Origin of the sequence: Methylobacterium sp. B4, from assembly GCF_003201865.1 — a bacterium.
Lineage (GTDB): Bacteria > Pseudomonadota > Alphaproteobacteria > Rhizobiales > Beijerinckiaceae > Methylobacterium.
The window spans coordinates 245,270-272,004 of the sequence record NZ_QJJJ01000005.1 but is presented as its reverse complement, the minus strand read 5'-3'; the positions used below and the strand labels follow the sequence as shown (position 1 = coordinate 272,004).

Below are 26,735 nucleotides of genomic sequence, written 5' to 3'. Positions count from 1 at the left end.
GATCGTGCCGGTGGCCATGGAAGAGAAGCTGCGCTTCGCCATCCGCGAGGGCGGACGTACCGTCGGTGCCGGCGTCGTCGCCGCCATCAACGACTAACCGCCCTTCGCAAGGCATCATCGACAGGGGACGTAAGAGGGGCGGGCCCTCGCGCCCGCTCCGCAACGTTTCCGCCGAGGTCAGGTCATGAACGGTCAGAACATCCGCATTCGCCTCAAGGCGTTCGATCACCGCATCCTCGATGCGTCCACCAAGGAGATCGTCTCGACCGCGCGCCGAACCGGCGCGCAGATCCGGGGCCCGATCCCTCTGCCGACGCATATCGAGAAGTTCACGGTGAACCGCTCGCCGCACATCGACAAGAAGTCGCGCGAACAATTCGAGATGCGCACGCACAAGCGGGTGCTCGATATCGTCGACCCGACGCCGCAGACCGTGGACGCGCTGATGAAGCTCGACCTCGCCGCTGGCGTGGACGTGGAGATCAAGCTCTAAGTCCGCGTCGGATTTAGAGCTTACCGTTTCATCGCGCGAGGGAGAGACCTATGCGCTCAGGCGTCATCGCACGGAAGGTCGGCATGACCCGCGTCTTTACGGACGCTGGCGAGCATGTGCCCGTCACTGTGCTCCAAATTGATCAGTGCCAGGTTGTTGCGCATCGCACGACCGAGAAGGACGGCTACGTCGCCCTCCAGGTCGGCGTGGGCAAGGCCAAGGTGAAGAACGTGTCGCAGGCCGAGCGCGGCCGCTTCGCGGTCGCCAAGGTCGAGCCGAAGAAGAAGCTCGCCGAGTTCCGCGTGTCCGAGGATGCGCTGATCCCGGTTGGTGCCGAGATCACGGCCGACCACTTCATCCCGGGCCAGTTCGTCGACGTGACGGGCACCAGCACGGGTAAGGGCTTCGCCGGCGGTATGAAGCGCTGGAACTTCGGCGGACTGCGCGCCACGCACGGCGTGTCGATCTCCCACCGCTCGATCGGTTCGACCGGTGGCCGCCAGGATCCGGGCAAGACCTTCAAGAACAAGAAGATGCCGGGTCACCTGGGCGTCGAGCGCGTGACCACGCAGAACCTCAAGGTCGTCCGCACCGATCCGGAGCGCGGTCTGATCCTGGTCGAAGGAGCCGTCCCCGGCGTGGCCGGCGGCTGGATCCAGGTTCGCGACTCGGTCAAGCGCAAGCTGCCGGCCGACGTGCCGCTGCCGGGCAAGTTCCGTGAAAACGGTTCCTCCGGCGCGTCCCAGGTCGAGGCGGCCCCCGAGGCTCCGGCGTCCGAGGAGAACGCGTGATGAAACTCGATATCACCACGCTCGACGGCGGCTCCGCCGGCTCGGTCGAGCTCAATGAAGCGATCTTCGGCCTTGAGCCGCGCGCCGACATCCTGCAGCGCATGGTGCGCTACCAGCTCGCCAAGCGCCGCGCCGGCACCCACGCGGTCAAGAACCGCTCGGATGTCGATCGCACTTCGAAGAAGCTGTACAAACAGAAGGGCACCGGCAACGCCCGTCACGGCGCCGCCTCCGCTCCGCAGTTTCGCGGCGGTGGCCGGGCCTTCGGTCCGGTGGTGCGCGATCACAGCCACGACCTGCCCAAGAAGGTCCGTGCGCTCGCCCTCAAGCACGCCCTGTCGTCGAAGGCCAAGGCCTCGACTCTGATCGTCGTGGACGACATCAAGGTCGACAGCCACAAGACCAAGGCGATGATCGAGCGCTTCGAGAAGCTCGGCCTGTCGAGCGCGCTGATCATCGGCGGTTCGGAAGTGGACGAGAACTTCGGCCGCGCCGCCCGCGCCATTCCGAAGATCGACGTCCTGCCGGTGCAGGGCATCAACGTCTACGACATCCTGCGCCGCGACACGCTCGTGCTGACGCGCGCCGCCGTCGACGCGCTGGAGGAGCGTTTCAAATGAGTGCCGATCCGCGCCACTACGATGTGATCGTCTCCCCCGTCATCACGGAGAAGGCGACCAACCTCACCGAACAGAACAAGGTCGTCTTCCGGGTCGCCCCGAAGGCCACCAAGCCGCAGATCAAGGAAGCGGTCGAGCGTCTGTTCGACGTCAAGGTCACGGGCGTCAACACGCTCACGACCAAGGGCAAGAAGAAGTTCTTCCGCGGGCAGCGCGGGCAGCGTTCGGACGTGAAGAAGGCGATCGTGACCCTCGCCGAGGGCGATACGATCGACGTCACGACCGGCCTCTGACAGAAGCGTTAGGATCAAGCCGATGGCCTTGAAGACATTCAAACCGGTCACGCCGAGCCTGCGCCAGCTCGTGCTCGTCGACCGCCGTGAGCTCTACAAGGGCAAGCCGGTAAAGGCGCTGACCGAGGGCAAGAGCTCCTCGGGCGGACGCAACAACCTGGGCCGCATCACCGTCCGCTTCCGCGGCGGTGGCCATAAGCGGGTCCTGCGCAACGTCGACTTCAAGCGTCGCGAGAACCTCAACGTTCCCGCGACCGTGGAGCGGATCGAATACGATCCCAACCGCACCGCCTTCATCGCGCTCATCACCTTCCCCGACGGGAAGCAGAGCTACATCCTCGCCCCGCAGCGCCTGTCGCCGGGCGACAAGGTGGTCGCGGGCGAGAGCGTCGACGTGAAGCCGGGCAACGCGGCCCCGATCGGCTCGATGCCGGTGGGCACGATCGTCCACAACGTCGAGCTGAAGATCGGCAAGGGCGGCGCGATCGCCCGCTCCGCCGGCAACTACGCTCAGATCGTCGGTCGCGATCAGGGCTACGTGACGCTGCGCCTGAACTCGGGCGAGCAGCGGCTCGTGCACGGCCAGTGCTTCGCGACCGTGGGTGCGGTCTCGAACCCGGACCACATGAACATCTCGCTGGGCAAGGCCGGCCGCAACCGCTGGCTCGGCAAGCGCCCGCACGTCCGCGGTGTGGCCATGAACCCGGTCGATCACCCGCACGGCGGCGGCGAGGGTCGTACCTCGGGCGGCCGGAACCCGGTCACGCCCTGGGGCGTGCCCACCAAGGGGAAGAAGACCCGGTCCAACAAGCGGACCGACACCTTCATCCTGTCCAGCCGCCATAACCGCAAGAAGTAACAGCCATGGCACGTTCCCTCTGGAAAGGGCCGTTCGTCGACGGCTACCTCCTCAAGAAGGCCGACGCCGCCCGCGGCGGCAGCCGCAACGAGGTCGTCAAGATCTGGAGCCGCCGCTCCACGATCCTTCCGCAGTTCGTGGGCATCACCTTCGGTGTGCACAACGGACACAAGCATATCCCGGTCTACGTCACCGAGGAGATGGTCGGTCACAAGTTCGGCGAGTTCTCGCCGACCCGCACCTTCCCCGGTCACGCGGCCGACAAGAAGGCGAAGAGGCGCTGAGATGGGCAAGCCTGCCACCCCCCGCGCGCTTCCCGAGAACGAGGCGAAGGCCGTCGCGCGGATGCTCCGCGTGTCGCCCCAGAAGCTCAATCTCGTGGCGGCGCTGATCCGCGGCAAGAAGGTCGAGTCGGCTCTGGCCGACCTCGAATTCTCCCGCAAGCGCATCGCCCGCGATGTGAAGAAGTGCCTCGAGAGCGCGATCGCCAACGCCGAGAACAACCACGACCTCGACGTGGACGATCTCGTCGTCTCCCAGGCCTTCGTCGGCAAGGCGCTGGTGCTCAAGCGCTTCCACGCCCGTGCCCGCGGTCGCGGCGCGCGCATCCTGAAGCCCTTCTCGAACCTCACGATCGTGGTTCGCGAAGTGCGCGCTGAAGCGGCCTGAGGAGACCATTATGGGTCAGAAGATCAATCCGATCGGCCTGCGTCTCGGCATCAACCGGACCTGGGATTCCCGCTGGTTCGCCGAGAAGGGCGAGTACGCCAAGCTGATGCATGAGGACGTGGCCATCCGCGCCGCCCTCATGAAGCAGCTCAAGCAGGCCGCCGTCTCGAAGATCGTCATCGAGCGCCCGCACCGGAAGTGCCGCGTCACCATCCACTCGGGCCGTCCGGGCGTGGTGATCGGCAAGAAGGGCGCGGACATCGAGAAGCTGCGCAAGCTCGTCGGCACGATGACCAAGGCCGACGTCACGATCAACATCGTCGAGGTGCGCAAGCCCGAGATCGACGCGACGCTCGTCGCCGAGTCGATCGCGCAGCAGCTCGAGCGCCGCGTCGCCTTCCGTCGTGCCATGAAGCGCGCCGTGCAGTCGGCCATGCGTCTGGGCGCCGAGGGCATCCGCATCAACTGCGCCGGCCGTCTCGGCGGCGCCGAGATCGCCCGCACCGAATGGTACCGCGAGGGCCGCGTGCCCCTGCATACGCTCCGCGCGGATGTGGATTACGGCACGGCCACCGCCTTCACGACCTACGGGACGTGCGGCATCAAGGTTTGGGTGTTCAAGGGCGAGATCCTCGAGCACGACCCGATGGCGCAGGACAAGAAGGCCCAGGAAGAGGGTGGCCGTTCCGGCGGGCGCCGCGAGCGTGACGGTGACGACCGGGGTGGCCGTGGCCGCCGCGAGCCGTCGCACGCCTGACGCTCATCAAGCAGAAATCTTGAGAGGCTGCCATGCTGCAACCCAAGAAGACCAAATTCCGTAAGCAGTTCAAGGGTCGCATCAGTGGCGCGGCCAAGGGCGGCTTCGAGCTGAACTTTGGCCAGTTCGGCCTCAAGTGCCTGGAGCCCGAGCGCATCACCGCGCGGCAGATCGAGGCGGCCCGCCGCGCGATCACCCGCGAGATGAAGCGTCAGGGCCGGGTCTGGATCCGGGTGTTCCCGGATCTGCCCGTCACCGCCAAGCCCACCGAAGTCCGCATGGGCTCCGGTAAGGGCGCGCCCGAGTACTGGGCGGCCCGCGTCCACCCGGGCCGGATCATGTTCGAGGTCGACGGCGTCGCCGAGGACATCGCCCGCGAGGCCCTGCGCCTTGGTGCCGCGAAGCTGCCGGTGCGCACCCGCGTCATCCAGCGCATCGCTGATTGATAGGAAGAGATCATGAAGTCCGACCAGAGACTGTCTGATCTGCGCGCTCTGTCGGCGGATCAGCTTTCCGACGAGCTCGTCAACCTGAAGAAGGAGCAGTTCAACCTGCGCTTCCAGGGCGCGACGGGCCAGCTCGAGAACGTCGCCCGCGTCCGCGAGGTTCGCCGCGACATCGCCCGTGTCCGCACGCTGCAGCGTCAGAAGACGCTGGACGCGGCCAAGGCCTGAGGAGATTCCACATGCCCAAGCGCGTCCTTCAAGGCGTCGTCGTCAGCGACAAGACCGATAAGACCATCGTCGTGAAGGTGGAGCGTCGCTTCACCCACCCGGTGATGAAGAAGACGGTTCGCCGTTCGAAGAACTACCATGCCCACGACGAGGCCAACACGGCCAAGATCGGGCAGACGGTGTTCATCGAGGAGTCCCGCCCCTACTCCAAGACCAAGACCTGGAAGCTGGTCGAGGACCAGGCAGCTGCGGCCGAAGCGGCCGGCACGGCCTGATTTTCTTCTCTCTGAGAATCGAAGCGGGCGCGGAAGGAAACTTCCGCGCCCGTTTTCGTTTGTCAGTCCGGTGTCATTGCACCAGCACCGCCTGCTCGCAGCGCGCATCCTCCGCGGCAACGGTGGCGGTGCCCAGCTGCAGGCCCAGCGTCCGCAGGGTCGTGTCGAGAATTCCGTCGAGCGCAGGGGCGGCGGCTGCGAGCGTTGCGATCAGGAGCGGTCGCAGCGTCGGCAACAGGCTGCCTCCGTTGATGTCGAGCTCCAGCGTTCCGAGCAGGCTCCCGGTCGCGGAGGTTAGCAGACCGGCGCTCGAGACCGTCCGGTCGCTGTGCCGCACGATGTCGTCCTCGGTGAAGCTGACCCTTTGCGCGTAGGCCGAGCCGAGATTCGTCTGTGCCCGTCCTCGTATGGCGAGCGACAAAAGGGGCAGGCGCAGCAGGTCGGCCGGTAGAGCGGCGTTGGGCGGCGGGGTTCGTGCGTTGATGTCGGTGGCCGTCACGTCGCCGAGCGTCAGCCGTACGAGGCTCGGCTGCACGTCGAGATCAACCCGGCGCCCGCCCGTGGGGCCGGAGCAGCCGACCGCCCGCAGCGTCGCCTGCGCGCTTCCGGCCTCGACGTAGAGCGGTAGGGCGATCGTTCCGAGATTGAGCGGCGCCCGGATCTGCGTCTCGATCAGCAGCCGGACCTGACCCGTCCGCAGCGTCGCCCGCGCGCTGCCGGGCGCGACCCAGCCTGACGATTGTCGCCGCTCGCCGACGGCGAGGGTGAGACGTGTCGCGACGAGGCCCGGGACGCTTCCGGCAAGGTCGACCGAGACCTGGCGGTCGCCGTTGGCCAGGGCGGCCGCAGCTGAAACGACGTCGAAGAGGCGGATGGCCGGCCCCGCGCTGCCCCGCTCGGGCGAGAGGTTCTCCGCATCACCGAGATCGATGATCCCGCGCAGGGGGATGCGGCCCGCCCCCTTCGGGACGGTCTGTCCCAACCGGCCCAGGATGCTTCCCGCCGTTGTCGAGGAGGTCGAGGCGGCCGAGACGGCGAGCGCGCCGAGGATCTGGCCCGGCGTGGCGCTGGCGGCGATGATATCCGTGTAGCTCGCCGCCTGGAGACCGAGATCCGTCGCGAGCGCGTCGAGGAAGCGGAAGGCGTCGACCCGGGCGGAAAGCAGGGCGTTGAAGTCCAGCAGCGTCAGCGACAGGCGGGTGCCGAGCATGGCGCCGAGCACCGCGTTGGCGATGCCCGCGTCCAGCGCCGCGGCGCCGGAGCCGAGGCTGAAGGCGGCGAAGCGCGTATTCGCTGCCGTGCTGGTGACGGCGACGTCGAAGGCCGGGGGCAGGCCGACGAAGCGGCCGAAGGTGAGCCGGACCGGGGCTTTGAGGTTCACCCGTACCGCGTTCGGGGAGGCGGCAGCCGTGGTAAAGCGGCTTGCCTCGGGAAGGGCCGCGCTGCGCAGGTAGGAGCCGGTGCGGATCTCGATCCGTGCCGCATCGCGGAAGCCGTTATCCGCGAGCGCGCGCCGTGCCGCGGCCTCGGCGGTGGCCGGATCGCTCGCCGCGTTGAGGGCGGCGAGGTCGGCCGCACCCTGTGCCCTTCGCTGGGCATTGTAGAGAACGCTGAGGTCGAGGCCGATGGCTGCGGCCCCGAGCAGACCCGTGAAACCGAGGGCGGTGATGACGGTGACCGAGCCGCGTTGATCGGAGCGGATCCCCATCACATTCCACCGTTCCGTACGTCGAAGGAACTCGTGAGCGTCTCGGGCACGAAGGTGGCGACGCCGGGAATGCGCCCGAGCCCGAGCACCCGTGTGTCGTAGCTCAGGCTGACGCGGTAATGCGCCCGATCGGCCGAGAGCGAATCGACGGCCACGCTGATCGAGGCGGGCCGGAGCAGCACGCCGTCGCTGAGGGCGCGATCGAGGCTCTGCCGCACCAGGCTCAGGCGCTCGCCCGCATCGATGCCGGCGATGGAGGCGCGCGCCGCCTGCGCCGTCACGTGTTGCAGCTTGTGAAAGGCCCCCAAGTAGATCGCGCCGACGAAGATGTTGAGCATGAGATAGAACAACAGAGGGCCGAGAAACGCGAACTCGACCGCGATCGCCCCTCCCACGTCACTCACAAATGGATGCCGAACCGCGCGGCAGTATCGGATGTTAAAGTCTTGCCGCGATAGTCTCATGGCACGATCCTGCCGAAGTGGCTGACTTTCAATGCTGCATCGTTGATCTCTTAGGTTGCTGAAATCTTATGGCGCAACCAATGGAAATTATATTTCCGTTTGCCGAGACTGAGGATGGCCTGCCTTCGGCGAGGACGTGCCCGTCGATGCCGGGTCGAGGCTCGCCGGCGCATGTCCAAGGATGTTCGGCGCCACGCGAGCGCCTCAAGGCCAGACCCGCGCCTGAAAGTTCGTTCGCGGATCCCGAACGCCTTGCATTTCCCGCCCACCCGTAGTACCGGACCGGCCTTCGCGACAGTCCTTGGGGTGTTCGCACCCCTTCGTACGCGGCGACCGCGCCGGTGCTGAAAAGCGCCGTTTGCGCGGTTCATTACATCCGGGGACATCAGATCCCCATCAGGCGTCGTCCGCCGGGCAATACCGTCCGTGTGCGGAAACCCGCCTGAAACAAGGAAAGGTCACTCCCGTGATCCAGATGCAGACGAATCTGGACGTCGCCGACAATTCGGGTGCGCGCCGCGTGATGTGCATCAAGGTGCTCGGCGGGTCGAAGCGCAAGTATGCCGGCGTCGGCGACATCATCGTCGTCTCCGTCAAGGAGGCGATCCCGCGCGGCCGCGTCAAGAAGGGCGACGTCATGAAGGCGGTCGTCGTTCGCACCGCCAAGGACGTGAAGCGTGCCGACGGTTCGGTGATCCGCTTCGACAAGAACGCCGCCGTTCTGATCAACAATCAGAAGGAGCCGGTCGGCACCCGTATCTTCGGGCCGGTGCCGCGCGAGCTGCGCGCCCGCAACCACATGAAGATCATCTCGCTCGCTCCTGAGGTGCTGTGATGGCCGCCAAGATCAAGAAGGGCGACACGGTCGTCGTTCTCACCGGCCGCGACGAGGGCCGCTCCGGCGAGGTCGTCCAGGTCATGCCGAAGGAGGGCAAGGCCCTCGTTCGCGGCATCAACCTGGTGAAGAAGCACCAGCGCCAGACCCAGAACCAGGAAGGCGGCATCATCTCCAAGGAGGCTGCCATCCACCTGTCCAACATCGCGGTGGCCGATGCCAACGGCAAGCCGACCCGCGTTGGATTCCGCATCCTCGACGACGGGCGCAAGGTCCGGTTCGCCAAGACCACGGGGGATCAGATCGATGGCTGAGGCCGACAAGAACGCCTACACCCCGCGTCTGCGCAAGCATTACGACGAGGTCGTGCGGCAGAAGCTGATCGAGCAGTTCGGGTACAAGAACCCGATGCAGGTCCCGCAGATCGAGAAGATCGTCATCAACATGGGCGTCGGCGAGTCCACCGCGGACTCCAAGAAGGCCACCGTTGCGGCGGGCGACCTCGCGCTCATCGCCGGCCAGAAGCCGGTCATCACCCGCGCCCGCAAGGCGATCGCGACTTTCAAGGTCCGCGAGGGCATGCCGATCGGCTGCAAGGTGACCCTGCGCAAGGCCCGCATGTACGAGTTCATGGACCGGCTGGTCACGATCGCGCTCCCGCGCGTCCGCGACTTCCGCGGCCTGAACCCGCGCTCCTTCGACGGCCGCGGCAACTACGCCATGGGCCTCAAGGAGCACCTCGTGTTCCCGGAGATCTCCTACGACAAGGCGGAGCAGACCTGGGGCATGGACATCGTCGTCCAGACGAGCGCCACCACGGACGAAGAGGCCAAGGCTCTCCTCGCCCACTTCAAGTTCCCGTTCCGGCAGTAAGCGACGGATTTCGTCGCTTAGACGCGGACACTGGAGAAAGACATGGCTAAGAAAAGCTCAGTCGAGAAGAACAACCACCGCAAGGAACTGGTCAAGCGCTTCGCCGAGAAGCGCAAGGCTCTCCTTGCCATCGCCAACGACGAGTCCCGTGAAGTGGAGGAGCGCTTCGAGGCGCGCCTGAAGCTCGCGGAGCTGCCGCGCAATTCCTCGGCCACCCGCATCCGCAACCGCTGCGAGATGACCGGTCGTCCGCGGGCCTACTACCGCAAGCTCGGCATCTCGCGCGTCGCTCTGCGCGAGCTCGGCAACCGGGGTCTGATCCCCGGCCTCGTGAAGTCCAGCTGGTAAGGGGAGGCATCCATGGTGAACGATCCCGTGGGTGATATGCTCACCCGCATCCGCAACGGTCAGAGCCGTCGCCGCAACGTCGTCCAGACCCCCGGCTCGCGCCTGCGCGCCTCGGTCCTCGACGTGCTAAAGTCCGAGGGCTACATCCGCGACTACGCCGTCGCGGACCTCGGCAACGGCCGCACCGAGTTCGCGATCGAGCTCAAGTACTACGACGGTCGCCCGGTCATCCGGGAGATCAAGCGCGTGTCGAAGCCCGGCCGCCGCGTCTACTCGTCGGTTGGCGAGCTGCCGCGCGTCGCCGACGGTCTCGGCGTGACCATCATCTCGACCCCGCAGGGCGTCATGGCCGATCACGAGGCGCGCGAGCGCAACGTCGGCGGTGAAGTGCTCTGCAAGGTGTTCTGATCCGGAGGACAGCGACATGTCTCGCGTAGGCAAGAAGCCCGTCCCCGTCCCGTCTGGCGTCACCGCCACGGTCACGGGTCAGACGGTGAAGATGAAGGGCTCGAAGGGCGAACTCCAGTTCGTCGTGCCGCCCCAGGTGGTCGTCGAGTTCAAGGACGGTGCCGTCTCGGTGCAGCCCAAGGACCAGTCGAAGCAGGCCCGCTCCCTGTGGGGCACCTCGCGCGCCCAGGTGGCGAACCTTGTCGAGGGCGTCTCCAAGGGCTTCGAGAAGAAGCTGGAGATCACCGGCGTGGGTTACCGCGCGGCGATGGCCGGCAAGGCGCTCAAGCTCTCGCTCGGCTACAGCCACGACATCGAGTACGAGATCCCGGCCGGCATCACGATCGTGACGCCCAAGCCGACGGAGATCGTGGTGTCGGGCATCGACCGGCAGCGCGTCGGTCAGGTCGCGGCGGAGATTCGCGAGTATCGCGGCCCCGAGCCCTACAAGGGCAAGGGCGTCAAGTACGCTGGCGAATTCATCTTCCGCAAGGAAGGCAAGAAGAAGTAAGGGGGGCGATCATGTCGAACAAGAACGAAGCCCTCCTGCGCCGCAAGGCGCGGGTCCGTCGGGCCCTTCGAGCCACCGCCAACGGCCGTCCACGGCTGTCGGTGTTCCGCTCGTCCAAGCAGATCTACGTCCAGGTCATCGACGACGCCGCGGGCCGCACGCTCGCCGCTGCCTCGAGCCTCGACAAGGATCTGAAGTCCAGCCTCAAGACCGGCGCCGACAAGGCGGCGGCGGAGGCAGTCGGCAAGCTCGTCGCCGAGCGTGCCAAGGCTGCGGGCGTCACCAAGGTCGTCTTCGACCGCTCGGGCTACATCTTCCACGGCCGCGTCAAGGCTCTCGCCGACGCCGCCCGCGAGGGTGGCCTGGACTTCTAAGACGCCGCGTTCCCTCCCCTTCGCGGGGAGGGGACCCATCGAGCGAGCGGGTCTTTCCGATCCGCGTCAGTGAGATAACAGGAATCAGATATGGCACGTGAACGCGAGGGTCGTCGCCGCGACGACCGCGAGGAGCGCGACAGCGAGTTCGTGGACAAGCTCGTCCACATCAACCGCGTCGCCAAGGTGGTGAAGGGTGGCCGTCGCTTCGGCTTCGCGGCGCTCGTCGTCGTCGGCGACCAGAAGGGCCGCGTCGGCTTCGGCCACGGCAAGGCCCGTGAGGTGCCGGAGGCCATCCGCAAGGCGACCGAGGCTGCCAAGCGCGGCCTGATCCGCGTCTCGCTCCGCGAAGGCCGGACCCTGCACCACGACGTCAACGGCCGTCACGGCGCCGGCAAGGTGATCCTCCGCGCTGCTCCGCAGGGTACGGGCATCATCGCCGGCGGCCCGATGCGCGCCGTCTTCGAGACGCTCGGCATGCAGGACGTCGTCGCCAAGTCGCTCGGCTCGTCCAACCCCTACAACCTCGTGCGCGCCACCTTCGACGCGCTCAAGAACGAGGACAGCCCGCGCTCGGTCGCGGCCCGTCGCGGTCTCAAGGTGTCGGCCCTCCAGGCCCGTCGCCGTGACGCCGACCCGGCCGACACCTCCGAAGCGGCCGTCGCGTAAGGGGAGGGCAGCATGGCAACCAAGACTGTCCGCGTCGAGCAGATCGGCTCGCCGATCCGCCGCGAGGCCTCCCAGCGTGCGACGCTGATCGGCCTCAAGCTGAACAAGCTGCACCGCGTTTCCGAGCTGGAGGATACTCCCTCGGTGCGCGGCATGATCCGCAAGGTCGCGCATCTCGTGCGCGTCCTCGACGACGCCGCGGCGTGAGGAGGGCTTAACCATGAAGCTCAACGAAATCCGCGACAACGAAGGCGCGACCAAGAATCGGATGCGCGTCGGCCGGGGCATCGGCTCCGGCAAGGGCAAGACCGCTGGCCGCGGCGTGAAGGGTCAGAAGGCCCGCACCGGCGTGTCCATCAAGGGCTTCGAGGGCGGCCAGATGCCGCTGCATCGCCGCCTGCCCAAGCGTGGCTTCAACAACATCCACGCCCATGACCTGAACGAGGTGAACCTCGGTCGTGTCCAGGCGGCGGTGGATGCCGGCAAGCTCGACGCCAACGCGCCGATCACGGTCGATGCTCTGGTCCAGGCCGGCATCATCAGCCGTGCCCGCGACGGTGTGAAGCTGCTCGGTGTCGGCGAACTGACCGCGAAGCTCAGCTTCGAGGTGACCCGCGCTTCCAAATCGGCCGTCGAGGCCGTCGAGAAGGCCGGTGGCTCGGTGACCACGACCTTCGCCGCCGGCGTCGCCCACCGCGGCACGTCCGACAGCGCGGTTGCGTCGGCCTGACGCCACCATTAAGTCGAACGCCGAAGCGGCGGCCCGTGCTCGCACGCGGCCGCCGTTTCCGCTTTCAGGGACCGTTCGAGACGCGTCCCGACGGCATATTCCGGGATCAATGACATGGCCTCAGCCGCCGAGCAGCTTGCCGCCAACCTGAATTTCGGCGCGATCGCCAAGGCCGACGAGCTCAAGAAGCGCATCTGGTTCACCCTGGGTGCGCTCATCGTGTTCCGGCTGGGGACCTACATCCCGATTCCGGGCATCGATCCCGAACAGTTCGCGCGCAACTTCCAGAACCAGGCCGGCGGCGTGCTCGGCATGTTCAACATGTTCTCCGGCGGTGCCGTCGAGCGCATGGCGGTCTTCGCGCTGAACATCATGCCCTACATCTCGGCCTCGATCATCGTTCAGCTGCTGACCTCGGTCGTGCCGACCCTGGAGGCGCTGAAGAAGGAGGGCGAATCGGGCCGCAAGGTCATCAACCAGTATACCCGCTACCTCACGGTCGTGCTGGCGCTGGTCCAGTCCTGGGGCATCGCCTTCGGCCTCCAGGGCTCGAACGCCGTGATCAATCCCGGTCCGTTCTTTATCCTTTCCACCGTCGTCACCCTGACCGGCGGCACGCTGTTCCTGATGTGGATCGGCGAGCAGATCACCTCGCGCGGCATCGGCAACGGCTCTTCGCTCATCATCTTCGCCGGCATCGTCGCCCACCTGCCGGCCTCGATCTTTGGAGCGCTCGAGCTGACCCGCACCGGCGCGCTCTCGCCCGCCATCCTGCTCGGCGCCGGTCTCGCCGCGGTCGCGCTGATCTACTTCATCGTCTTCATGGAGCGCGCCCAGCGCCGCCTGCTGATCAACTATCCCAAGCGCCAGGTCGGCAACCGCATGTACGAGGGCCAGACCTCGTTCCTGCCGCTCAAGCTCAACACCTCGGGCGTGATCCCGCCGATCTTCGCCTCCTCGCTGCTACTGTTGCCGACGACGGTGGCGAGCTTCTCGGCGAGCCAGGGCTCGACCGGCATCCTCGGCACGCTGACGGCCTATCTCGGCCACGGCCGGCCGCTCTACATGGTCGCCTACGCCGCGCTGATCATCTTCTTCACGTTCTTCTACACGGCCGTCGTCTTCAATCCGCAGGAGACCGCCGACAACCTGAAGAAGCATGGCGGCTTCATTCCCGGCATCCGCCCCGGCGAGCGGACGGCCGCCTTCATCGACAAGGTGCTGACCCGCATCACCGTGATCGGCGCGGCCTACCTCACCTTCGTCTGTCTCGTGCCGGAGATCGTGGCCTCCTACACCTCGGCCGCGCTCGGCTTCGGCGGTACCTCGCTGCTGATCGTGGTCTCGGTCACCATGGACACGGTGGCGCAGATCCACGGGCACCTGATGGCGCACCAGTACGAGGGCCTCGTGAAGAAGGCCAAGCTGCGCGGCGCATCGACCACGCGGCGCCGCTGATCCCCCGACTTCGCCAAAGGTTCGGTGGACGCGCGGGCCGGAATTGCGCATCACAGCGGCTTGACGCCGGCGCAGCCTCGGAAGGGAGGCGCGCCGATCAGGAAGAACGAGCCCGGCGCCGGGCCATGAGGACGGGGAGACGCCATGCGGATCATTCTGCTCGGACCGCCGGGAGCGGGTAAGGGCACGCAGTCCGAGCGCATCGTAGAGCGCTATCGGGTTCCGCAACTCTCGACCGGCGACATGCTGCGTGCGGCGGTCGCCGCCGGGACGCCGGTGGGCCTGGAGGCCAAGTCGATCATGGAGAGCGGCGGTCTCGTGCCCGACGCCGTCGTGGTCGGCATCGTCGCCGACCGGATCGAGGAGGCCGACGCCAAGAACGGCTTCATCCTCGACGGCTTCCCCCGCACCGTGGAGCAGGCCAAGGCGCTCGACGCGATGCTGGCCGAGAAGGGCATCGCGCTTGACGCCGTGGTGGAGTTCGTCGTCGACGAGAACGCGCTGGTCGGCCGCATCGCCCGGCGCGCCGAGGAGACCGCGGCGAAGGGGCAGCCCGTTCGCAAGGACGATACGCCGGAGGTCTTCAAGACCCGCCTCGACGCCTACAAGCGGCAGACCGCCCCGCTCTCCGACTATTATGCGGGCACGGGTCTGCTTCGGAAGATCGACGGCATGAAGCCGATCGACGAGGTGAGCGGCGACGTGACCGGTCTGCTCGACGGATTTCGCGAGACGGCGAATTCCTGATCCGACGGCACCGAACTGACCCATGGCGAGGCCCGCTTCCATCTCGATGGGGCGGGCTTTTCTGTTTCACGGTTGTCCCTGCGCGCGGAGGGGCGAACCTTCGACCATCGCTGATGCTCTCGCTCTTTCGCGTCATCCGTCGAGGAGTTCGTTTGCAAAGCGTTGACAACTCGGCCCGGTCGCGCTAGGCGGGCCCCCTTCGTCCAAACGGGATGGTGGTCCGGAGCGCCTCACAGGGAGCGCTTGCGGGCCGATTTGTCGTTTTGGGCGGGTGCGCAGGGGCCGGCCTCCACCGGACGCGCGCCTTCATTCGCTGACGGCGGGGCCAGGCCCTGCCCCATGGAGAGATCATCTTGGCCCGTATCGCAGGCGTCAACATCCCGACCGGCAAGCGCGTCGTCATCGCGCTTCAGTACATCCACGGCATCGGTTCGAAGAAGGCCGAGGAGATCACCGAGAAGGTCGGCATCCCCGCCGAGCGTCGGGTGAACCAGCTCACCGACGCCGAGGTGCTTCAGATCCGCGAGACCATCGACCGCGACTACATCGTCGAGGGCGACCTGCGTCGCGAAGTCTCGATGAACATCAAGCGCCTGATGGATCTCGGCTGCTACCGCGGCCTGCGTCACCGCAAGCAGCTCCCGGTCCGTGGCCAGCGTACCCACACCAACGCCCGCACCCGCAAGGGTAAGGCGAAGCCGATCGCCGGCAAGAAGAAGTAATTTTGGCTTTGGAAGGCCGTGCATCGCACGGCCTTCCTGCCGCTGCGTCGGGTGCTCCTCGCTGGAGCGCCGGCGCCGCAGGCCGGCGCTCCACGAGCGGCTCGGCCAAGTCCCAAAAGAATCCCGAGCGCCTGGTGTTACGGGCGTGATTGAAGGACCAGCGAGAAAAAGATGGCCAAGGAACCGACCCGCGTCCGCCGCCGCGAACGCAAGAACATCGTCTCCGGCGTGGCGCATGTGAACGCCTCGTTCAACAACACGATGATCACCATCACCGACGCGCAGGGCAACACGATCTCGTGGTCGTCGGCCGGCGCGATGGGCTTCAAGGGCTCGCGCAAGTCGACGCCGTACGCTGCGCAGGTCGCGGCCGAGGACGCGGCCCGCAAGGCCTCCGAGCACGGCATGCGCACCCTCGAGGTCGAGGTCTCCGGTCCCGGTTCGGGCCGTGAGTCGGCGCTTCGCGCGCTCCAGGCGGCGGGCTTCACCGTGACCTCGATCCGCGACGTCACCTCGATCCCGCATAACGGCTGCCGGCCGCGCAAGCGTCGCCGCGTCTGATCGGACGGACCCGGAGCACTCTCGGACGGAGACGCCCATGGCGGACGGATCGAAGCCCCTTCCCGGCGCGCTGCGTTGGAACCTCGGCGACCTCACGGTCACCGCGCTCAACGACGGCTGGTTTCAGGGCTCCCTCGATCTCGTCACGGGCATCCCGAAGGAAGAGGCCGGCGCGCTGCAGCGGGCCGGTTTCCGCCCCGAGGCTCCGGTCGTCACGCTCAACGCCTTCCTCGTCACCGGCGCCGGCCGCAAGCCGGTGCTGATCGATTCGGGCTACGGGCATTTCGGTCCTGCCACCATGGGCCGGGTGCCCGCCGCGCTCGCTCTCGCCGGCGTCGAGCCGGAGGAGATCGAGACCGTGCTCCTCACCCATCTCCATCCCGACCATGCGGGCGGGCTGGTGAAGCAGGATGGCAGCGCGGCCTACCCGAATGCGGAACTCGTGGTGCATGCCGACGAGGCGGCCCACTGGCTTCCCGACGAGGCTCTCTCCCGGGCCCCGGACGAGGCGAAGCCGTATTTCGAGAACGCCCGCAAGGCGGTCTCGCCCTACAATGCGCGGCTGCGCCGGCACGAGGGCGGCGAACTGGTGCCCGGCATCACCGCCGTCCCGCTGCCGGGCCATACGCCGGGCCATTGCGGCATGCGGATCGTATCGGGGGACAAGTCCCTGCTGATGTGGACCGACGTGGTGCATATGCCGGCGATCCAGTTCAAGCAGCCGGAGGCGGGTGTCGCCTTCGACGTGGACGGGAATCAGGCGCGCGCGACCCGCAAGCGCGTGCTCGACGAGGTGGCGACCGAGCGGACTTTCATCGCCGGCTCCCATCTGGAGTTCCCGGCGCTCGGATACGTCGCTCGCGATGGTGCGGGCTACCGCTTCGTTCCCGCTCTCTGGGTGGCGGGCGAGCAGCAGTGATTTTTGGGACCGGTCCGGGCGCTCCGCGAGTGCTCAAGGGCCGGCCGAAGCGCTCTCCGGGACGCCGGCGGCGCAGGTTTGGCAAGAGGTAGGACCGTGGTCATTCAGAAGAACTGGCAAGAGCTCATCAAGCCGAACAAGCTGCAGGTCTCCGCCGGCGACGATCCCAAGCGGGTCGCCACCGTCGTGGCCGAGCCGCTGGAGCGCGGCTTCGGCACGACCCTCGGCAACTCCCTGCGCCGCGTGCTGCTCTCCTCGCTTCAGGGCGCCGCCGTCACCTCGGTCCAGATCGACGGCGTGCTGCACGAGTTCTCGTCGATCCCGGGCGTGCGCGAGGACGTGACCGACATCGTCCTCAACATCAAGACCATCGCCCTGCGCTCGCAGACCGATACCCCGAAGCGCATGACCCTGCGCAAGACCGGTCCGGGCCTCGTCACGGCCGGCGACATCGGCGCGGTCGGCGATATCCAGATCCTGAACCCCGATCTCGTGATCTGCACGCTCGACGACGGCGCCGAGATCCGCATGGAGTTCACGGTCGCCACCGGCAAGGGCTACGTCCCGGCCGAGCGCAACCGTCCCGAGGATGCGCCGATCGGCCTGATCCCGGTCGATGCGCTCTACTCGCCGGTGACCAAGGTCAGCTACCGCGTCGAGACCACCCGCGAGGGCCAGGATCTCGACAAGGACAAGCTGACCATGACGCTCGAGACCAACGGCGCCGTGTCGCCGGAGGATGCGCTGGCCTACGCCGCCCGCATCATCCAGGACCAGCTCCAGGTTTTCGTGAACTTCGAGGAGCCCCGCAAGGAAGAGGCCGCGCCGCTCGCGCCGCAGCTCCCCTTCAACCCGGCGCTGCTCAAGAAGGTGGACGAGCTGGAACTGTCGGTCCGTTCGGCGAACTGCCTGAAGAACGACAACATCGTCTATATCGGTGACCTGATCCAGAAGTCCGAGGGCGAGATGCTGCGCACCCCGAACTTCGGCCGCAAGTCGCTCAACGAGATCAAGGAAGTGCTCGCCGGCATGGGCCTGCACCTCGGCATGGACGTTCCCGGCTGGCCGCCGGAGAACATCGAGGATCTCGCCAAGCGCTTCGAAGAGCACTACTGAGGCGAGGCCGCCTCGGGATGAACGGGCGGCGCTGTACGGCGCAGCCCGTTCGGCCGATCCGATCCCACGCTTGATGCGTCGGCTCAGCCTCCCGCCCCAGCCGAGCCGGGGCGGGCACTCCCAAGGAAATCCCGCCGCTGGGTTACGCGGATCCGATGAAAACAGCCCGGAAGGGCAGCGGCCGTACCGTGGCACGGCGGCCGTGATCGAGAAGGACCAGCCACCATGCGTCACTCCTACCGCGGCCGCCGCTTCAACCGGACCGCCGAGCACCGCAAGGCGATGTTCGCCAACATGTCCGCCGCGCTGATCAAGCACGAGCAGATCGTCACCACGCTGCCGAAGGCCAAGGACCTGCGTCCGGTCGTCGAGAAGCTGATCTCGCTCGGCCGCACCGACAGCATCCATGCCCGCCGCCTCGCTATGGCCCAGATCCGCGACGCGGACATGGTCAAGAAGCTCTTCACGGTGCTCGGCCCGCGCTACCAGTCGCGTCCGGGCGGCTACTGCCGCATCATGAAGGCCGGCTTCCGCTACGGCGACAACGCGCCGATGGCCGTGATCGAGTTCGTGGACCGCGACGTCGATGCCCGCGGCAAGGATTCCGGTCCGACCGCCGTCGAGACCGCCGACGCCGCCTGATCCGGTCTTACGCCGTGGCCCGGCGGGCCCGGCACTGACGATCGACGCGAAAGGCGGCCTCACGGCCGCCTTTCTGCTTTTGAAGCGTTCCGTGAACGCGAGTCTTCGCCGCCGCTGTCACCGAGAAAGCGCGGGGAAAGCCGGTACTGGGACAATTGTGCATGTACCTTGCCGTCTTTCATCCGCTATCGTGCGGGTTGGAGCGGCGGAGTCAGGATTGCCGGTGCGCGGGTGCCCGTTTCCATGGCGCGGCCGGCCGGAAGACCTAGTCGAACGGCAGGATGTGAACCGTGAATGCTCCCAACGAGACCGCTGAGGTGCTGAGGGATCCGCTGCTTCTCGACAACCAGCTCTGCTATGCGCTCTACGCCGCCGCCCACCGGATGACGAAATCCTACCGGCCGATGCTGGAGCGGATGGGGCTGACATACCCGCAATACCTCGTGCTGCTGGTTCTGTGGGAGACGGACGGCATCACCGTCTCGGAGATCGGCCGGCGCCTGCGCCTCGATTCCGGCACGCTGACGCCGGTGCTGAAGCGGCTGGAGAGCAGCGGCTTCCTCAATCGCAGCCGTCGCCAGTCGGACGAGCGGGAGGTCGAGATCGCCCTGACGGAGCAGGGCCGCGCCCTGCGCGACGAGGCCGTTGCCGTCCGCCAGTCCGTGATGTGCCAGCTCAACATGTCGGAGCCGGAGATCCAGGCCATGCGGGCGGATCTGAACGCGCTGATCGAGAATCTCTGCGCGGCAAGCTGATCCCAGCGGGTGGCGGCACTATCCTTTGCCGGTTAAATTTCGATTGAGCCCGTGCCTTCCGATCCGGTACTGAGCCCCGTCGCCCATCGTCTCGGCGCGACGGCAGCCCTCGGTCACGGCGACGTGCTTTCCCGTCATCATAGCTTCAAGTGGTTCTGTCTGTTTCGCCCACCCGTCGGGACGTGCCCGAAGGCATGGGCCGGTTGCGAACCGCGCCGGACGCGAGGCGTTTCAGAAGAATGACGTCCGGCCCGATCGAGATTAGCCGCGAGGCGCGGCCGCAGGTCGGCGTGCTGCCGATGCGCCGGACCCCGGATGGCGGGACCGAGATTCTGCTCGTCACCTCGCGCGAGACCCGGCGCTGGGTCATCCCGAAGGGCTGGCCGATGAAGGGCCGCAAGCCCTACGAGGCCGCCGCCCGCGAGGCCTACGAGGAGGCGGGCGTGGTCGGTCAGGTCGGCAAGCGCCCGCTCGGCTTCTACCTCTACGAGAAGCGGCTGAAGAACCGTGACGCGGTGCTCTGCCAAGTGAAGGTCTTCCCCCTCGAGGTGCGCAAGCAGCTCAAGAAGTTTCCCGAGCGCGGCCAGCGCGAGGCACGCTGGTTCTCACCGTCCGAGGCGGCCGACGCGGTGATCGAGTCGGGCCTGGCCGGTCTGATTCGGGCCGCCAGCAACCGCGACGCGAAGAAGAAGGGCTGAGCGCTCAGTCCCCGCCTTCGCCGGGTGCCGCCCGCGCGGCGGCACGCACGGCTTCCAGGGTGAGGCTTCGGTCGCCGACGGTGACCCGATCGGTGCCGGTCTCGAGCATGCGGTCGAGCGCCTCCTGCAGGCTGGCCTCTTCCGGGATCGCCGGCGCCGCCTCGCCCGCCGCCGGGGCTTGCGCGAAGTCGCGGGCCTGAAGCCGCTCCAGGCGCCGCAGGGCCCGCGTCTCGCCCAGGAAATGTGCCGTGAAGGCGTCGGCGGGAGCGGCGAGCAGATGGTCGGGCGAGCCGGCCTGCACGAGGCGCCCGTCCCGCATCAGGGCGATCTGGTCGCCCATCCGCATCGCCTCGCCGATGTCGTGGGTGACGAGGATCACCGTCTTGCGCAGACGCTTCAGGATCGCACCGATCTCACTCTGAAGGCGATCCCTGGCGACGGGATCGACTGCACCGAACGGCTCGTCCATCAGGATCACGTCGGGGTCGGCGGCGAGTGCTCGGGCCACGCCCACCCGCTGGCGCTGACCGCCTGAGAGTGCGTCGGGACGCCGGTCGCCGAAGCGGTCCGGTTCGAGCCCGACGAGATCGAGCATCGCTTCCACCCGCGCGGCGATGCGCGCCCGCGGCCAGCCGAGCAGGGCAGGCACGGTGGCCACGTTCTGGGCGACGCTGCGATGGGGAAAGAGGCCGACGCCCTGGAGCACGTAGCCGATGCCGCGCCGAAGGGTCACCGGATCGACGCTGGCGATGTCCCGCTCGCCGATGCGGATGCGGCCCGTATCCGGCTCGATGAGGCGGTTGACCATGCGCAGGGTCGTGGACTTGCCGCAGCCCGAGGGACCGATCAGGGCGCAGGTCGTGGCTTCCGCGACCACGAGGTCGAGGGCGTCCACGGCCGGGCGATCGGCGCCGGGAAAGCGTTTCGTGACGCCCTCGAACCGGATCATGCCGGGAGCGGCCGGGTCTCGGCCTCGATGCTCGGAAACCCTGCCGTCAGCAGCCCTTGCAGATCGAGCCCATGGTCTTGTTCATCTTGGCATCCCACGCCTTGTCGCGGTCGCGGGCGGCGCGCTGTGCCTTCAGCATCTGGTCCTGCGAGGCCGGGGAGATCTGCCCCTGCGCCGTGCCCGGCGTTGGCGGCTTGGTCTGGCCGGTGGCGGTCACGGTGCGCCCGGTCGGGGTTGTTCGGCGATCACCCGCATCCTGAGAGAGGGCGGGCGCGGCCGCCATCAGGCCGGCGAGCAGAAGGGCGGAGACGGCGATCGGGCGACGCATGGCTTCTCAATCACTCCCTGATGCACGCCGCCGGTCCCGCTCGAGGCCGCATTCCGCCGCTCCGGGCGGCCGAGGAAGGTGAGGCTCGCGGGGTGACCGGCCGACGTGATCGGCCGATCTGCGTTGCGCGCAAGCGCCTAGGTGGCACTGGGCCGGAGCGATCGCAAGCGGCGCAGGGCCGCGCCGCGGTTCGCCCGGTGCCATTGCTCACCGCACGCTTCGGCGCTGCGGGCCGTTCTGCGCGGATCGGCCCCGGCTGCGTGCCCTGTCCAGGTCGGATGGAGGAGCGTCAGCGGGCCTCGGGCTGCGCGTCGGCCATGGCGTTGGCGCGCGAGTAGCTCGTCCGCTTCTGCGCGGTCGGGTCCTCGAAGGAGCCCGCCCACAGGCCGAGGCGCTTGCCCCAGGCCAGGGTCTCGGCGCCGACATAGGCGGCCTTGCCGCCGCGCTCGGCCATGGCGAGGCCCTTCTCGGCCATCCAGGCGTTCACGTCCTCCTTGTCCCGGTGGCAGACGGAGAGGGCGCGGCCGTAGGCATCCGTCTCCCGGATCTGGCAGGTGACGGTCGCGTCCTTCAGATGGACGGCCAGCGCCCTGGCCGAGCGCGTGCCGCAGGCGTAGCTCTGGCCCTTGGCGTTCAGGCAGGTCTGCGTCAGGCCCGGCGCCGCCACCCCGTAGAGGCCGACGATGCGCCCGCCTACGACCAGCGTATCGCCGGTCAGGACGCGGGGCCGTCCGCTCACGCTCTCGCCGGCCCGGGACGGATCGGTTCCGACCGTTCCGGCGGCAGCGAGGGCGAGAACGCCGAGGCCGAGCAATCCCGTTCGTCTCATCAATGCACCCTGCATTTCCGGCGCGCCGATGCGGCGGCGCCGGCCAGTGACTCTCACGTGGGGGTCGCTCACGTGTTGCTGACGAAACGCCCGGTCGCTCTCGGGTCCGATCGGGGTCCGGCGGCGGAGCGAGCGTTTGCCGAAAACCCTAAAGCAGAGGTTATGCCCATTTCGTGGCTGGCCTCATGTCGCAACCTCATGGCAGCGTCGCATCCGACTCCGCAGGCGCGGGGGTCGTCGCGCTCCGCCGCTCGGAGCCGGGAGAGACGCGTTCGGTCGCGGCGGGCCTCTAGGTCGCATTGGTGTCCGCACGCGCTACGGAAAGCTTGCCCGCCTCGGCCGTTCCCGTAAGGCACCGGGCGCCGGCCCTCGGGGCGTGCCTGCCGGGTGTGGATTGCGGGCACAGATGACGGTGCGCCATCTCGGGCGGCTGGGAAGGGAAGGTAGACGATGGAGATCAGGCTGGAGGATCTGGTGCGCAGCGCCGCCGCGCAGGCCCGCCGGCTCGCCGCCGCCTTTCCCGGTTCGGGCCGAAAGGACGATTTCCCCTGGGCGGTGATCGGACCGTTCGACGCGCAGGTGCGCGGCCATATCGAGCGCGACCGGCGGATCGAGGACGAGCGGGACCGGGTGCTGATTGCGTCGGTCACGCTGGCGGAAACCTCGGGCGACGATCCCGAGGAGACGATCGAGCGGGCGCGCCGGCAACTCGTGCGGGCGGTCGATTACCTGGAGGAGGCGGTCCTTCGCTTCGGGATCGTCAACCGCGAGGCGGCTCGGCGCGGCTACGGCGCGGCGGGCGAGCCGGTTTCGACACCACCCGGCGAATAGTGCGACGACCGGTGCTTTCTCGTCTCGCCGCTATCGTTTTGTATTGAGCGAAGGGCAATGGCTCAGCTACCATCGGCGCCTCGAGGCTTGCTTGGCATATCGATGCTTTCGCCTATCGAAGCCGGATTGAGCCGACCCTGGTATCGGCTCAGATTGCCCGACCCGCTCGAAGCGCAGTTCCGGGCCGAGACCGAGCGTCAGAGCGGCTTCCACGTCCAATCGTGGCTCGGCCTCTTCACCCTGTTCAACGTCCTGTCCCTCATCATGGACCGCGAGGTGTTCGGTCCCGAGGGCTTCGCGGTGCCGCTGGCGATGACGCTCGGCCTGTTCTGCCCGGTGGCGCTGGCGGCGATCGCTTCCCTGCGGGGACGGCCGACCGTGACACGGATCTCGATCGCGGTGCTGGCCACCGTCCTCGTCGACATCGTCGTCGTCCTCAACAGCGCCCGTCTCGCGCCCGCGCCGCACACCGACGTCTACGTCATCATCGCCACCATCGTGCCGCTGGTGGTGGGGCTGATCGCGCCCCTGCCGTTCCGGCACTGCCTCTGGTTCTGCGGCGCGTCGCTCGCGCTCTACGCCGGCCTCGTGGTCGCCTTCGGGCTCTACAGCCCCGGGCATAGCGGCCTGCCGCTCCTCGTCTCCGGCCTCATCCTCGTGCCGCTGAAGCTCAGCTATTCCCGGGAATGGGAGGCGCGGAAGACCTTCCTCATCGCCCTGCGGGTCAAGCGCCAGGGTGAGGCGCTGGCCCGCGCCAATGCGCGCCTGACCGTCCTCTCGGAGACCGACTCCCTCACCACCCTGGCCAACCGCCGGCATTTCTCCGAGCGACTGGAGACGGTCTGGGAGCACGCGGGACGGGACGATGCCTGGCTCGGGGTGATCCTCGTCGATATCGACCACTTCAAGCTGCTGAACGACACCGCCGGCCATGCCGAGGGGGACCGCTGCCTCGTCGCGGTCGCGGCGGCGCTCCAAGCCTCCGTCGCGGCCCGCGGCGGGTTGGCGGCGCGCTACGGCGGCGAGGAATTCGTCGCCCTTTTACCCGATGCGGAGCCGTCGGCGGTGCGCGAGGCGGGCGAGGCGATCCGCGCGGCGGTCGCGGATCTCGCGATCCGTCATCCCGGCCGCCCGGCGGGTACGCGGCTCACCGTCAGCGTCGGCGTCACCGCCGCCCGCGGCCGGACGCGTGAACTGGGCATCCGGGCGATCGACCTGCTTCGGGCCGCCGATTTCGCCCTCTACGCCGCCAAGAACGAGGGACGGGACCGGGTCGAGAGCTTCAGCCCGGCGGCGAACGCGAACCGGCCGGCGCCGAGCCAGGGGGCTTCGCAGACGGCGGCACCCTCGGCCTGAGGCCGCACACTCCGAACCAAACCCCGCTCTGCCGCGTCTTCCCCTCCGCGGGGTGACCGGATCGGTCGCGGACGGTGGGGAACGACCGACGGATGCTGCTTGATGCGGAACGCGGGGCCGGCGCGGCGCGGGAGCGCCTACAGGCGCCGGACCTCGCTCGGAGATCCAGGGCCGGCTCGTCCCAGCGTGCGCTCTCGGCGGGCCTCGCCGCACCCGGAGTCGGTTTCTGGATCGTGACGGGCCTCGTGGCCGTCATCGATGCGGTCTGGCTCACCGCGGCCGGCATCGCCATCGCTTGGCCCGGCCTGATCACGGTGGCCGGCACGGTGACGGTGCTGCTCGCGCTCGCCCTGTTGTTCAGTGCCGTCAAACCGGAACCCAAGCTCAGGGCCATGGCGCTGTCGAGCGCGTATCTGGCGGCCTTCACCACCGCGGTCGCCGTCCTTCACTATCTTACGGCCACCCTGGCGGCGCCGCTCGCCGATTCCCGGCTCGCCGGGTTCGAGGCGGCTTTGGGCTTCGACTGGAAGGCTTGGCTCGGCTTCCTGGCCGCGCATCCGGATCTGTCCCATGGACTCGCGCTCGCCTACCATTCGAGCGGCCCGCAGGTCGGCCTCGTCGTCATCGCGCTGAGTGCGGTCTCGCGGGTCTCCCGCCTCTGGGCCTATGCCCGCCTGTTCTCGCTGGCCCTGCTCGCCTCGGTGCTGCTCTCGGCCCTGTGGCCGGCGGTGGGGCCCTACGCCTTCTACCAGCCGCAGGCCTATCCGGCCGGTCATCTGGAGACCGTGGGCGCCCTCTGGCACCTCGACGCGCTAGAGGCCCTCCGAGAGGGTACGATGGCGACGCTCGCCCTCTCCGAGATCCGCGGCCTCGTCACCTTCCCCTCGTTCCACGCGGCGCTTGCGGTCCTCACCGCCTGGGCGCTTGCCCCGGTGCCGGTGCTCGGCCCGCTGGCGCTCCTCCTCAACGCGGCGATCATCGTCGCGACGGTCGGGGCGGGCGGCCATTACCTGCCGGACGTCGCGGCGGGGACGCTGATGGGGATTCTGTTGGTGTCGTATCAGCACTTCCGGCGCCGCCTCCCAGCCGCCTCCGAGGGGCGGCGTGCGGCGATGCCCGACCCGCGGGCGTTGCCGGGAAGCGGCCGCTTCGCGGCGATGGGCGCCGAGAAGCATTCTTAGCCGCTCGCGAACCGAAGGCGCCTAGTGCGGCGCCTCACAGGGCATCGGCGAACAGGTCGAGCTGGGTCGAGGCCACCCGGCGGCGGCGGGGCGAGCGCGCGACGAAGCGCGGGAGCGGGATGCCGGGTTTGCCGTAGAGGGCCACGCCGATCAGACGGCCGCGATCCGCGCTCAGGACGATGGATGCGGTGTGCGGCCCGGAGCGGGCGACTTCCTCGATCAGCGGTTCCGAGACCGGAAGCCGGGCGAGGGCGCTCACCAACGCCGACAGGCCCACCGCCTCCACGCCCATGACGCGAAAATCGAAGCTCCTGCCGGCCCAGGTGTTGCGCGCGGCGGCGGCGCGGGTCGCCGAGAACGGGTTGTCGATGAGCTGCACCGCCGGATCGCGGAGGAATGCCGCGACGCGCTCGCACTCCGGGACGTCGGGCGCTTCGGCGAGCAGCGCGCAGAGTTTGGGCTTGGTGATGGACACCGCGCAAGGCTCGCACGGCATGACCGGTGGCGTCGAGCGCGGGCCGCCTCAGCGCTGTGGAAGGCGTGCCTGAGGGTGTTCGCCCTAAGCCTTCGGCCCCGGGATGCTCCAGCACACCATCGTAGCCAGCGAGCCCTCGTTGCTCCCGCAGCGAAGAGCGACGGATGGCATGAGAGGCCTGTCGGTCCACGCCGTCGGAAATTCGAACCAGGGTATGTTTCATCGAGCGCGCGTCATGGGAGGCGGACTTGAAGGGGCGGTTACAGGCTCCGAGGCCGAGCCGGCACGCAAGCGAACCGATCTCGGTCGACCTCGTTGACCCCACGGAGATCGCACCATGAAGAATCCCGCGCTCAGCCTATGGCTCTCATCCGTCAACGGAACGCTCGGCTGGTGGGGCGGCCACGCGGCCCACGCGGTGCGTCGCCAGCAGCGTGCGGCGCTCGCGGAGATGCTGAAACCCGCGGCGGGCACCCTGGGCAAGCCGAAGCGGAGAACGAGACGGCGTAAGGCGACGGCCAAGCGGCGGGCGCTCTGAGCGCGGCACCTTCGCAAGGGCGGGCCGCGCCGTCCTGCGCCAGCCGCAGCTTGAGCATGACTTGGCGCCGAGGGCAGGTGGTCTGATGGAATCGACGCTTTGCAGCGGCGGGCGCCGAAAAATAGCCTGGTACGGACGGCGGGAGATCCTCCGTATCACCTCATGCGTTCAAAACGTTGGTATTTGTCGAGGGCGAGCGAAAGGCTTTGTAGCGGCTGCCGAGGGCTCGACGGATACCGG

At 68.0% G+C, this 26,735-nt stretch carries 40 protein-coding genes and 1 pseudogene; 35 read left to right on the top strand and 6 right to left on the bottom strand.

What is annotated here, in order from left to right; translation table 11 throughout:
- From BY998_RS10155 to rpsQ, 12 genes and pseudogenes are all read left to right on the top strand, one after another.
- Positions 1-97, top strand: a pseudogene (locus BY998_RS10155) (elongation factor Tu); the annotation flags it as partial.
- An 87-nt stretch (positions 98-184) separates the two neighbouring features.
- Positions 185-493, top strand: a complete 309-nt coding sequence (rpsJ, locus tag BY998_RS10150) for a 30S ribosomal protein S10 (protein ID WP_003597088.1) — start codon at positions 185-187, stop codon at positions 491-493.
- Positions 494-543: 50 nt separating this feature from the next.
- Positions 544-1,284: a 50S ribosomal protein L3 gene (gene rplC, locus BY998_RS10145; RefSeq protein WP_110351490.1), complete on the top strand. Its 741-nt coding sequence runs from the start codon at positions 544-546 to the stop codon at positions 1,282-1,284.
- Positions 1,284-1,904 (top strand): 50S ribosomal protein L4, encoded by a 621-nt coding sequence (rplD, locus tag BY998_RS10140; RefSeq protein ID WP_017485510.1) that lies wholly within the window; start codon positions 1,284-1,286, stop codon positions 1,902-1,904. Before rplC ends, rplD begins: the two co-directional genes overlap by 1 nt.
- Entirely contained in the window at positions 1,901-2,197 is a 297-nt protein-coding gene (locus BY998_RS10135; RefSeq protein WP_091947107.1) for a 50S ribosomal protein L23, read from the top strand. Before rplD ends, BY998_RS10135 begins: the two co-directional genes overlap by 4 nt.
- Before the next feature lie 22 nt (positions 2,198-2,219).
- Positions 2,220-3,056, top strand: coding sequence for a 50S ribosomal protein L2 (rplB, locus tag BY998_RS10130; RefSeq protein ID WP_110351489.1), 837 nt, complete (start codon positions 2,220-2,222; stop codon positions 3,054-3,056).
- A gap of 5 nt (positions 3,057-3,061) precedes the next feature.
- A complete protein-coding gene (gene rpsS / locus BY998_RS10125; protein ID WP_003597098.1) occupies positions 3,062-3,340 on the top strand; it encodes a 30S ribosomal protein S19 in 279 nt (92 codons plus the stop codon).
- A gap of 1 nt (position 3,341) precedes the next feature.
- Complete coding sequence (gene rplV / locus BY998_RS10120) at positions 3,342-3,725, top strand: 50S ribosomal protein L22 (RefSeq protein ID WP_108940089.1); 384 nt, start codon at positions 3,342-3,344, stop codon at positions 3,723-3,725.
- A gap of 10 nt (positions 3,726-3,735) precedes the next feature.
- Positions 3,736-4,482, top strand: a complete 747-nt coding sequence (gene rpsC, locus BY998_RS10115) for a 30S ribosomal protein S3 (RefSeq protein ID WP_003597102.1) — start codon at positions 3,736-3,738, stop codon at positions 4,480-4,482.
- Between the two features lie 32 nt (positions 4,483-4,514).
- Entirely contained in the window at positions 4,515-4,928 is a 414-nt protein-coding gene (gene rplP / locus BY998_RS10110) for a 50S ribosomal protein L16 (RefSeq protein WP_003597105.1), read from the top strand.
- Positions 4,929-4,940: 12 nt separating this feature from the next.
- Entirely contained in the window at positions 4,941-5,156 is a 216-nt protein-coding gene (gene rpmC, locus BY998_RS10105; RefSeq protein WP_091947101.1) for a 50S ribosomal protein L29, read from the top strand.
- Positions 5,157-5,167: 11 nt separating this feature from the next.
- Positions 5,168-5,431 (top strand): 30S ribosomal protein S17, encoded by a 264-nt coding sequence (gene rpsQ / locus BY998_RS10100; RefSeq protein ID WP_110351488.1) that lies wholly within the window; start codon positions 5,168-5,170, stop codon positions 5,429-5,431.
- 73 nt (positions 5,432-5,504) lie between these two features.
- On the opposite strand, the gene BY998_RS10095 is transcribed toward rpsQ, so the two are convergent.
- On the bottom strand, positions 5,505-7,139 hold the full coding sequence (locus tag BY998_RS10095; RefSeq protein ID WP_110351487.1) for a TadG family pilus assembly protein: 1,635 nt from the start codon (positions 7,137-7,139) through the stop codon (positions 5,505-5,507).
- Positions 7,139-7,543, bottom strand: a complete 405-nt coding sequence (locus tag BY998_RS10090) for a TadE/TadG family type IV pilus assembly protein (RefSeq protein WP_181425475.1) — start codon at positions 7,541-7,543, stop codon at positions 7,139-7,141. Before BY998_RS10090 ends, BY998_RS10095 begins: the two co-directional genes overlap by 1 nt.
- Positions 7,544-8,069: 526 nt before the next feature.
- On the opposite strand from BY998_RS10090, the gene rplN reads away from it, so the two are divergent.
- From rplN to BY998_RS09995, 19 genes are all read left to right on the top strand, one after another.
- Entirely contained in the window at positions 8,070-8,438 is a 369-nt protein-coding gene (gene rplN, locus BY998_RS10085) for a 50S ribosomal protein L14 (protein WP_012253654.1), read from the top strand.
- Positions 8,438-8,752 carry a 50S ribosomal protein L24 gene (gene rplX, locus BY998_RS10080; protein WP_110351485.1) on the top strand — a complete coding sequence of 105 codons (315 nt, stop codon included), beginning with the start codon at positions 8,438-8,440 and terminating at the stop codon, positions 8,750-8,752. The genes rplN and rplX overlap by 1 nt, the downstream gene beginning before the upstream one ends.
- The gene (rplE, locus tag BY998_RS10075) at positions 8,745-9,311 is read left to right on the top strand and encodes a 50S ribosomal protein L5 (protein ID WP_110351484.1); all 567 of its coding nucleotides are present in this window, start codon (positions 8,745-8,747) and stop codon (positions 9,309-9,311) included. Before rplX ends, rplE begins: the two co-directional genes overlap by 8 nt.
- Positions 9,312-9,353: 42 nt before the next feature.
- Positions 9,354-9,659 carry a 30S ribosomal protein S14 gene (rpsN, locus tag BY998_RS10070; RefSeq protein ID WP_110351483.1) on the top strand — a complete coding sequence of 102 codons (306 nt, stop codon included), beginning with the start codon at positions 9,354-9,356 and terminating at the stop codon, positions 9,657-9,659.
- Between the two features lie 12 nt (positions 9,660-9,671).
- Positions 9,672-10,067 (top strand): 30S ribosomal protein S8, encoded by a 396-nt coding sequence (gene rpsH / locus BY998_RS10065; RefSeq protein WP_110351482.1) that lies wholly within the window; start codon positions 9,672-9,674, stop codon positions 10,065-10,067.
- Positions 10,068-10,083: 16 nt separating this feature from the next.
- Positions 10,084-10,617, top strand: coding sequence for a 50S ribosomal protein L6 (gene rplF, locus BY998_RS10060; RefSeq protein WP_110351481.1), 534 nt, complete (start codon positions 10,084-10,086; stop codon positions 10,615-10,617).
- Between the two features lie 11 nt (positions 10,618-10,628).
- Complete coding sequence (rplR, locus tag BY998_RS10055) at positions 10,629-10,991, top strand: 50S ribosomal protein L18 (protein WP_110351480.1); 363 nt, start codon at positions 10,629-10,631, stop codon at positions 10,989-10,991.
- A 90-nt stretch (positions 10,992-11,081) separates the two neighbouring features.
- Positions 11,082-11,660 (top strand): 30S ribosomal protein S5, encoded by a 579-nt coding sequence (rpsE, locus tag BY998_RS10050; RefSeq protein ID WP_012253652.1) that lies wholly within the window; start codon positions 11,082-11,084, stop codon positions 11,658-11,660.
- 12 nt (positions 11,661-11,672) lie between these two features.
- A complete protein-coding gene (rpmD, locus tag BY998_RS10045) occupies positions 11,673-11,867 on the top strand; it encodes a 50S ribosomal protein L30 (RefSeq protein WP_096485157.1) in 195 nt (64 codons plus the stop codon).
- Between the two features lie 13 nt (positions 11,868-11,880).
- Positions 11,881-12,390 carry a 50S ribosomal protein L15 gene (rplO, locus tag BY998_RS10040; protein WP_110351479.1) on the top strand — a complete coding sequence of 170 codons (510 nt, stop codon included), beginning with the start codon at positions 11,881-11,883 and terminating at the stop codon, positions 12,388-12,390.
- Positions 12,391-12,504: 114 nt separating this feature from the next.
- Entirely contained in the window at positions 12,505-13,848 is a 1,344-nt protein-coding gene (gene secY / locus BY998_RS10035) for a preprotein translocase subunit SecY (RefSeq protein ID WP_110351478.1), read from the top strand.
- A gap of 144 nt (positions 13,849-13,992) precedes the next feature.
- The gene (locus tag BY998_RS10030; RefSeq protein ID WP_110351477.1) at positions 13,993-14,595 is read left to right on the top strand and encodes an adenylate kinase; all 603 of its coding nucleotides are present in this window, start codon (positions 13,993-13,995) and stop codon (positions 14,593-14,595) included.
- A gap of 353 nt (positions 14,596-14,948) precedes the next feature.
- Positions 14,949-15,317: a 30S ribosomal protein S13 gene (gene rpsM, locus BY998_RS10025; protein ID WP_110351476.1), complete on the top strand. Its 369-nt coding sequence runs from the start codon at positions 14,949-14,951 to the stop codon at positions 15,315-15,317.
- 171 nt (positions 15,318-15,488) lie between these two features.
- Positions 15,489-15,878 (top strand): 30S ribosomal protein S11, encoded by a 390-nt coding sequence (rpsK, locus tag BY998_RS10020; RefSeq protein ID WP_109895534.1) that lies wholly within the window; start codon positions 15,489-15,491, stop codon positions 15,876-15,878.
- A 37-nt stretch (positions 15,879-15,915) separates the two neighbouring features.
- Positions 15,916-16,797 carry an MBL fold metallo-hydrolase gene (locus BY998_RS10015; RefSeq protein WP_110351475.1) on the top strand — a complete coding sequence of 294 codons (882 nt, stop codon included), beginning with the start codon at positions 15,916-15,918 and terminating at the stop codon, positions 16,795-16,797.
- Positions 16,798-16,875: 78 nt separating this feature from the next.
- A complete protein-coding gene (locus BY998_RS10010) occupies positions 16,876-17,913 on the top strand; it encodes a DNA-directed RNA polymerase subunit alpha (protein WP_181425474.1) in 1,038 nt (345 codons plus the stop codon).
- Between the two features lie 225 nt (positions 17,914-18,138).
- On the top strand, positions 18,139-18,555 hold the full coding sequence (gene rplQ / locus BY998_RS10005) for a 50S ribosomal protein L17 (RefSeq protein WP_012454037.1): 417 nt from the start codon (positions 18,139-18,141) through the stop codon (positions 18,553-18,555).
- Positions 18,556-18,845: 290 nt separating this feature from the next.
- Entirely contained in the window at positions 18,846-19,310 is a 465-nt protein-coding gene (locus BY998_RS10000; protein WP_110351473.1) for a MarR family transcriptional regulator, read from the top strand.
- A gap of 239 nt (positions 19,311-19,549) precedes the next feature.
- Positions 19,550-20,008 carry an NUDIX hydrolase gene (locus tag BY998_RS09995; RefSeq protein ID WP_110351472.1) on the top strand — a complete coding sequence of 153 codons (459 nt, stop codon included), beginning with the start codon at positions 19,550-19,552 and terminating at the stop codon, positions 20,006-20,008.
- Positions 20,009-20,012: 4 nt separating this feature from the next.
- On the opposite strand, the gene BY998_RS09990 is transcribed toward BY998_RS09995, so the two are convergent.
- From BY998_RS09990 to BY998_RS09980, 3 genes are all read right to left on the bottom strand, one after another.
- Entirely contained in the window at positions 20,013-20,957 is a 945-nt protein-coding gene (locus BY998_RS09990) for an ABC transporter ATP-binding protein (RefSeq protein ID WP_110351471.1), read from the bottom strand.
- Positions 20,958-21,003: 46 nt separating this feature from the next.
- A complete protein-coding gene (locus BY998_RS09985) occupies positions 21,004-21,285 on the bottom strand; it encodes a hypothetical protein (RefSeq protein ID WP_110351470.1) in 282 nt (93 codons plus the stop codon).
- A 289-nt stretch (positions 21,286-21,574) separates the two neighbouring features.
- Positions 21,575-22,114, bottom strand: coding sequence for a thermonuclease family protein (locus BY998_RS09980; RefSeq protein ID WP_110351469.1), 540 nt, complete (start codon positions 22,112-22,114; stop codon positions 21,575-21,577).
- Between the two features lie 450 nt (positions 22,115-22,564).
- Between BY998_RS09980 and BY998_RS09975 the strand changes: the two genes are divergently transcribed.
- From BY998_RS09975 to BY998_RS09965, 3 genes are all read left to right on the top strand, one after another.
- Positions 22,565-22,945, top strand: coding sequence for a hypothetical protein (locus BY998_RS09975; RefSeq protein ID WP_110351468.1), 381 nt, complete (start codon positions 22,565-22,567; stop codon positions 22,943-22,945).
- A 102-nt stretch (positions 22,946-23,047) separates the two neighbouring features.
- Positions 23,048-24,301: a diguanylate cyclase gene (locus tag BY998_RS09970; protein WP_110351467.1), complete on the top strand. Its 1,254-nt coding sequence runs from the start codon at positions 23,048-23,050 to the stop codon at positions 24,299-24,301.
- A 92-nt stretch (positions 24,302-24,393) separates the two neighbouring features.
- Positions 24,394-25,482, top strand: a complete 1,089-nt coding sequence (locus tag BY998_RS09965; protein WP_110351466.1) for a phosphatase PAP2 family protein — start codon at positions 24,394-24,396, stop codon at positions 25,480-25,482.
- Between the two features lie 34 nt (positions 25,483-25,516).
- Here the strand turns inward: BY998_RS09965 and BY998_RS09960 are convergent, their stop codons facing one another.
- Positions 25,517-25,957: a hypothetical protein gene (locus BY998_RS09960; protein WP_110351465.1), complete on the bottom strand. Its 441-nt coding sequence runs from the start codon at positions 25,955-25,957 to the stop codon at positions 25,517-25,519.
- Positions 25,958-26,294: 337 nt separating this feature from the next.
- Here BY998_RS09960 and BY998_RS09955 point away from each other — a divergent pair, with 337 nt between their 5' ends.
- Positions 26,295-26,495 (top strand): hypothetical protein, encoded by a 201-nt coding sequence (locus BY998_RS09955; RefSeq protein WP_110351464.1) that lies wholly within the window; start codon positions 26,295-26,297, stop codon positions 26,493-26,495.
- The last annotated feature ends 240 nt before the right edge of the window (positions 26,496-26,735 follow it).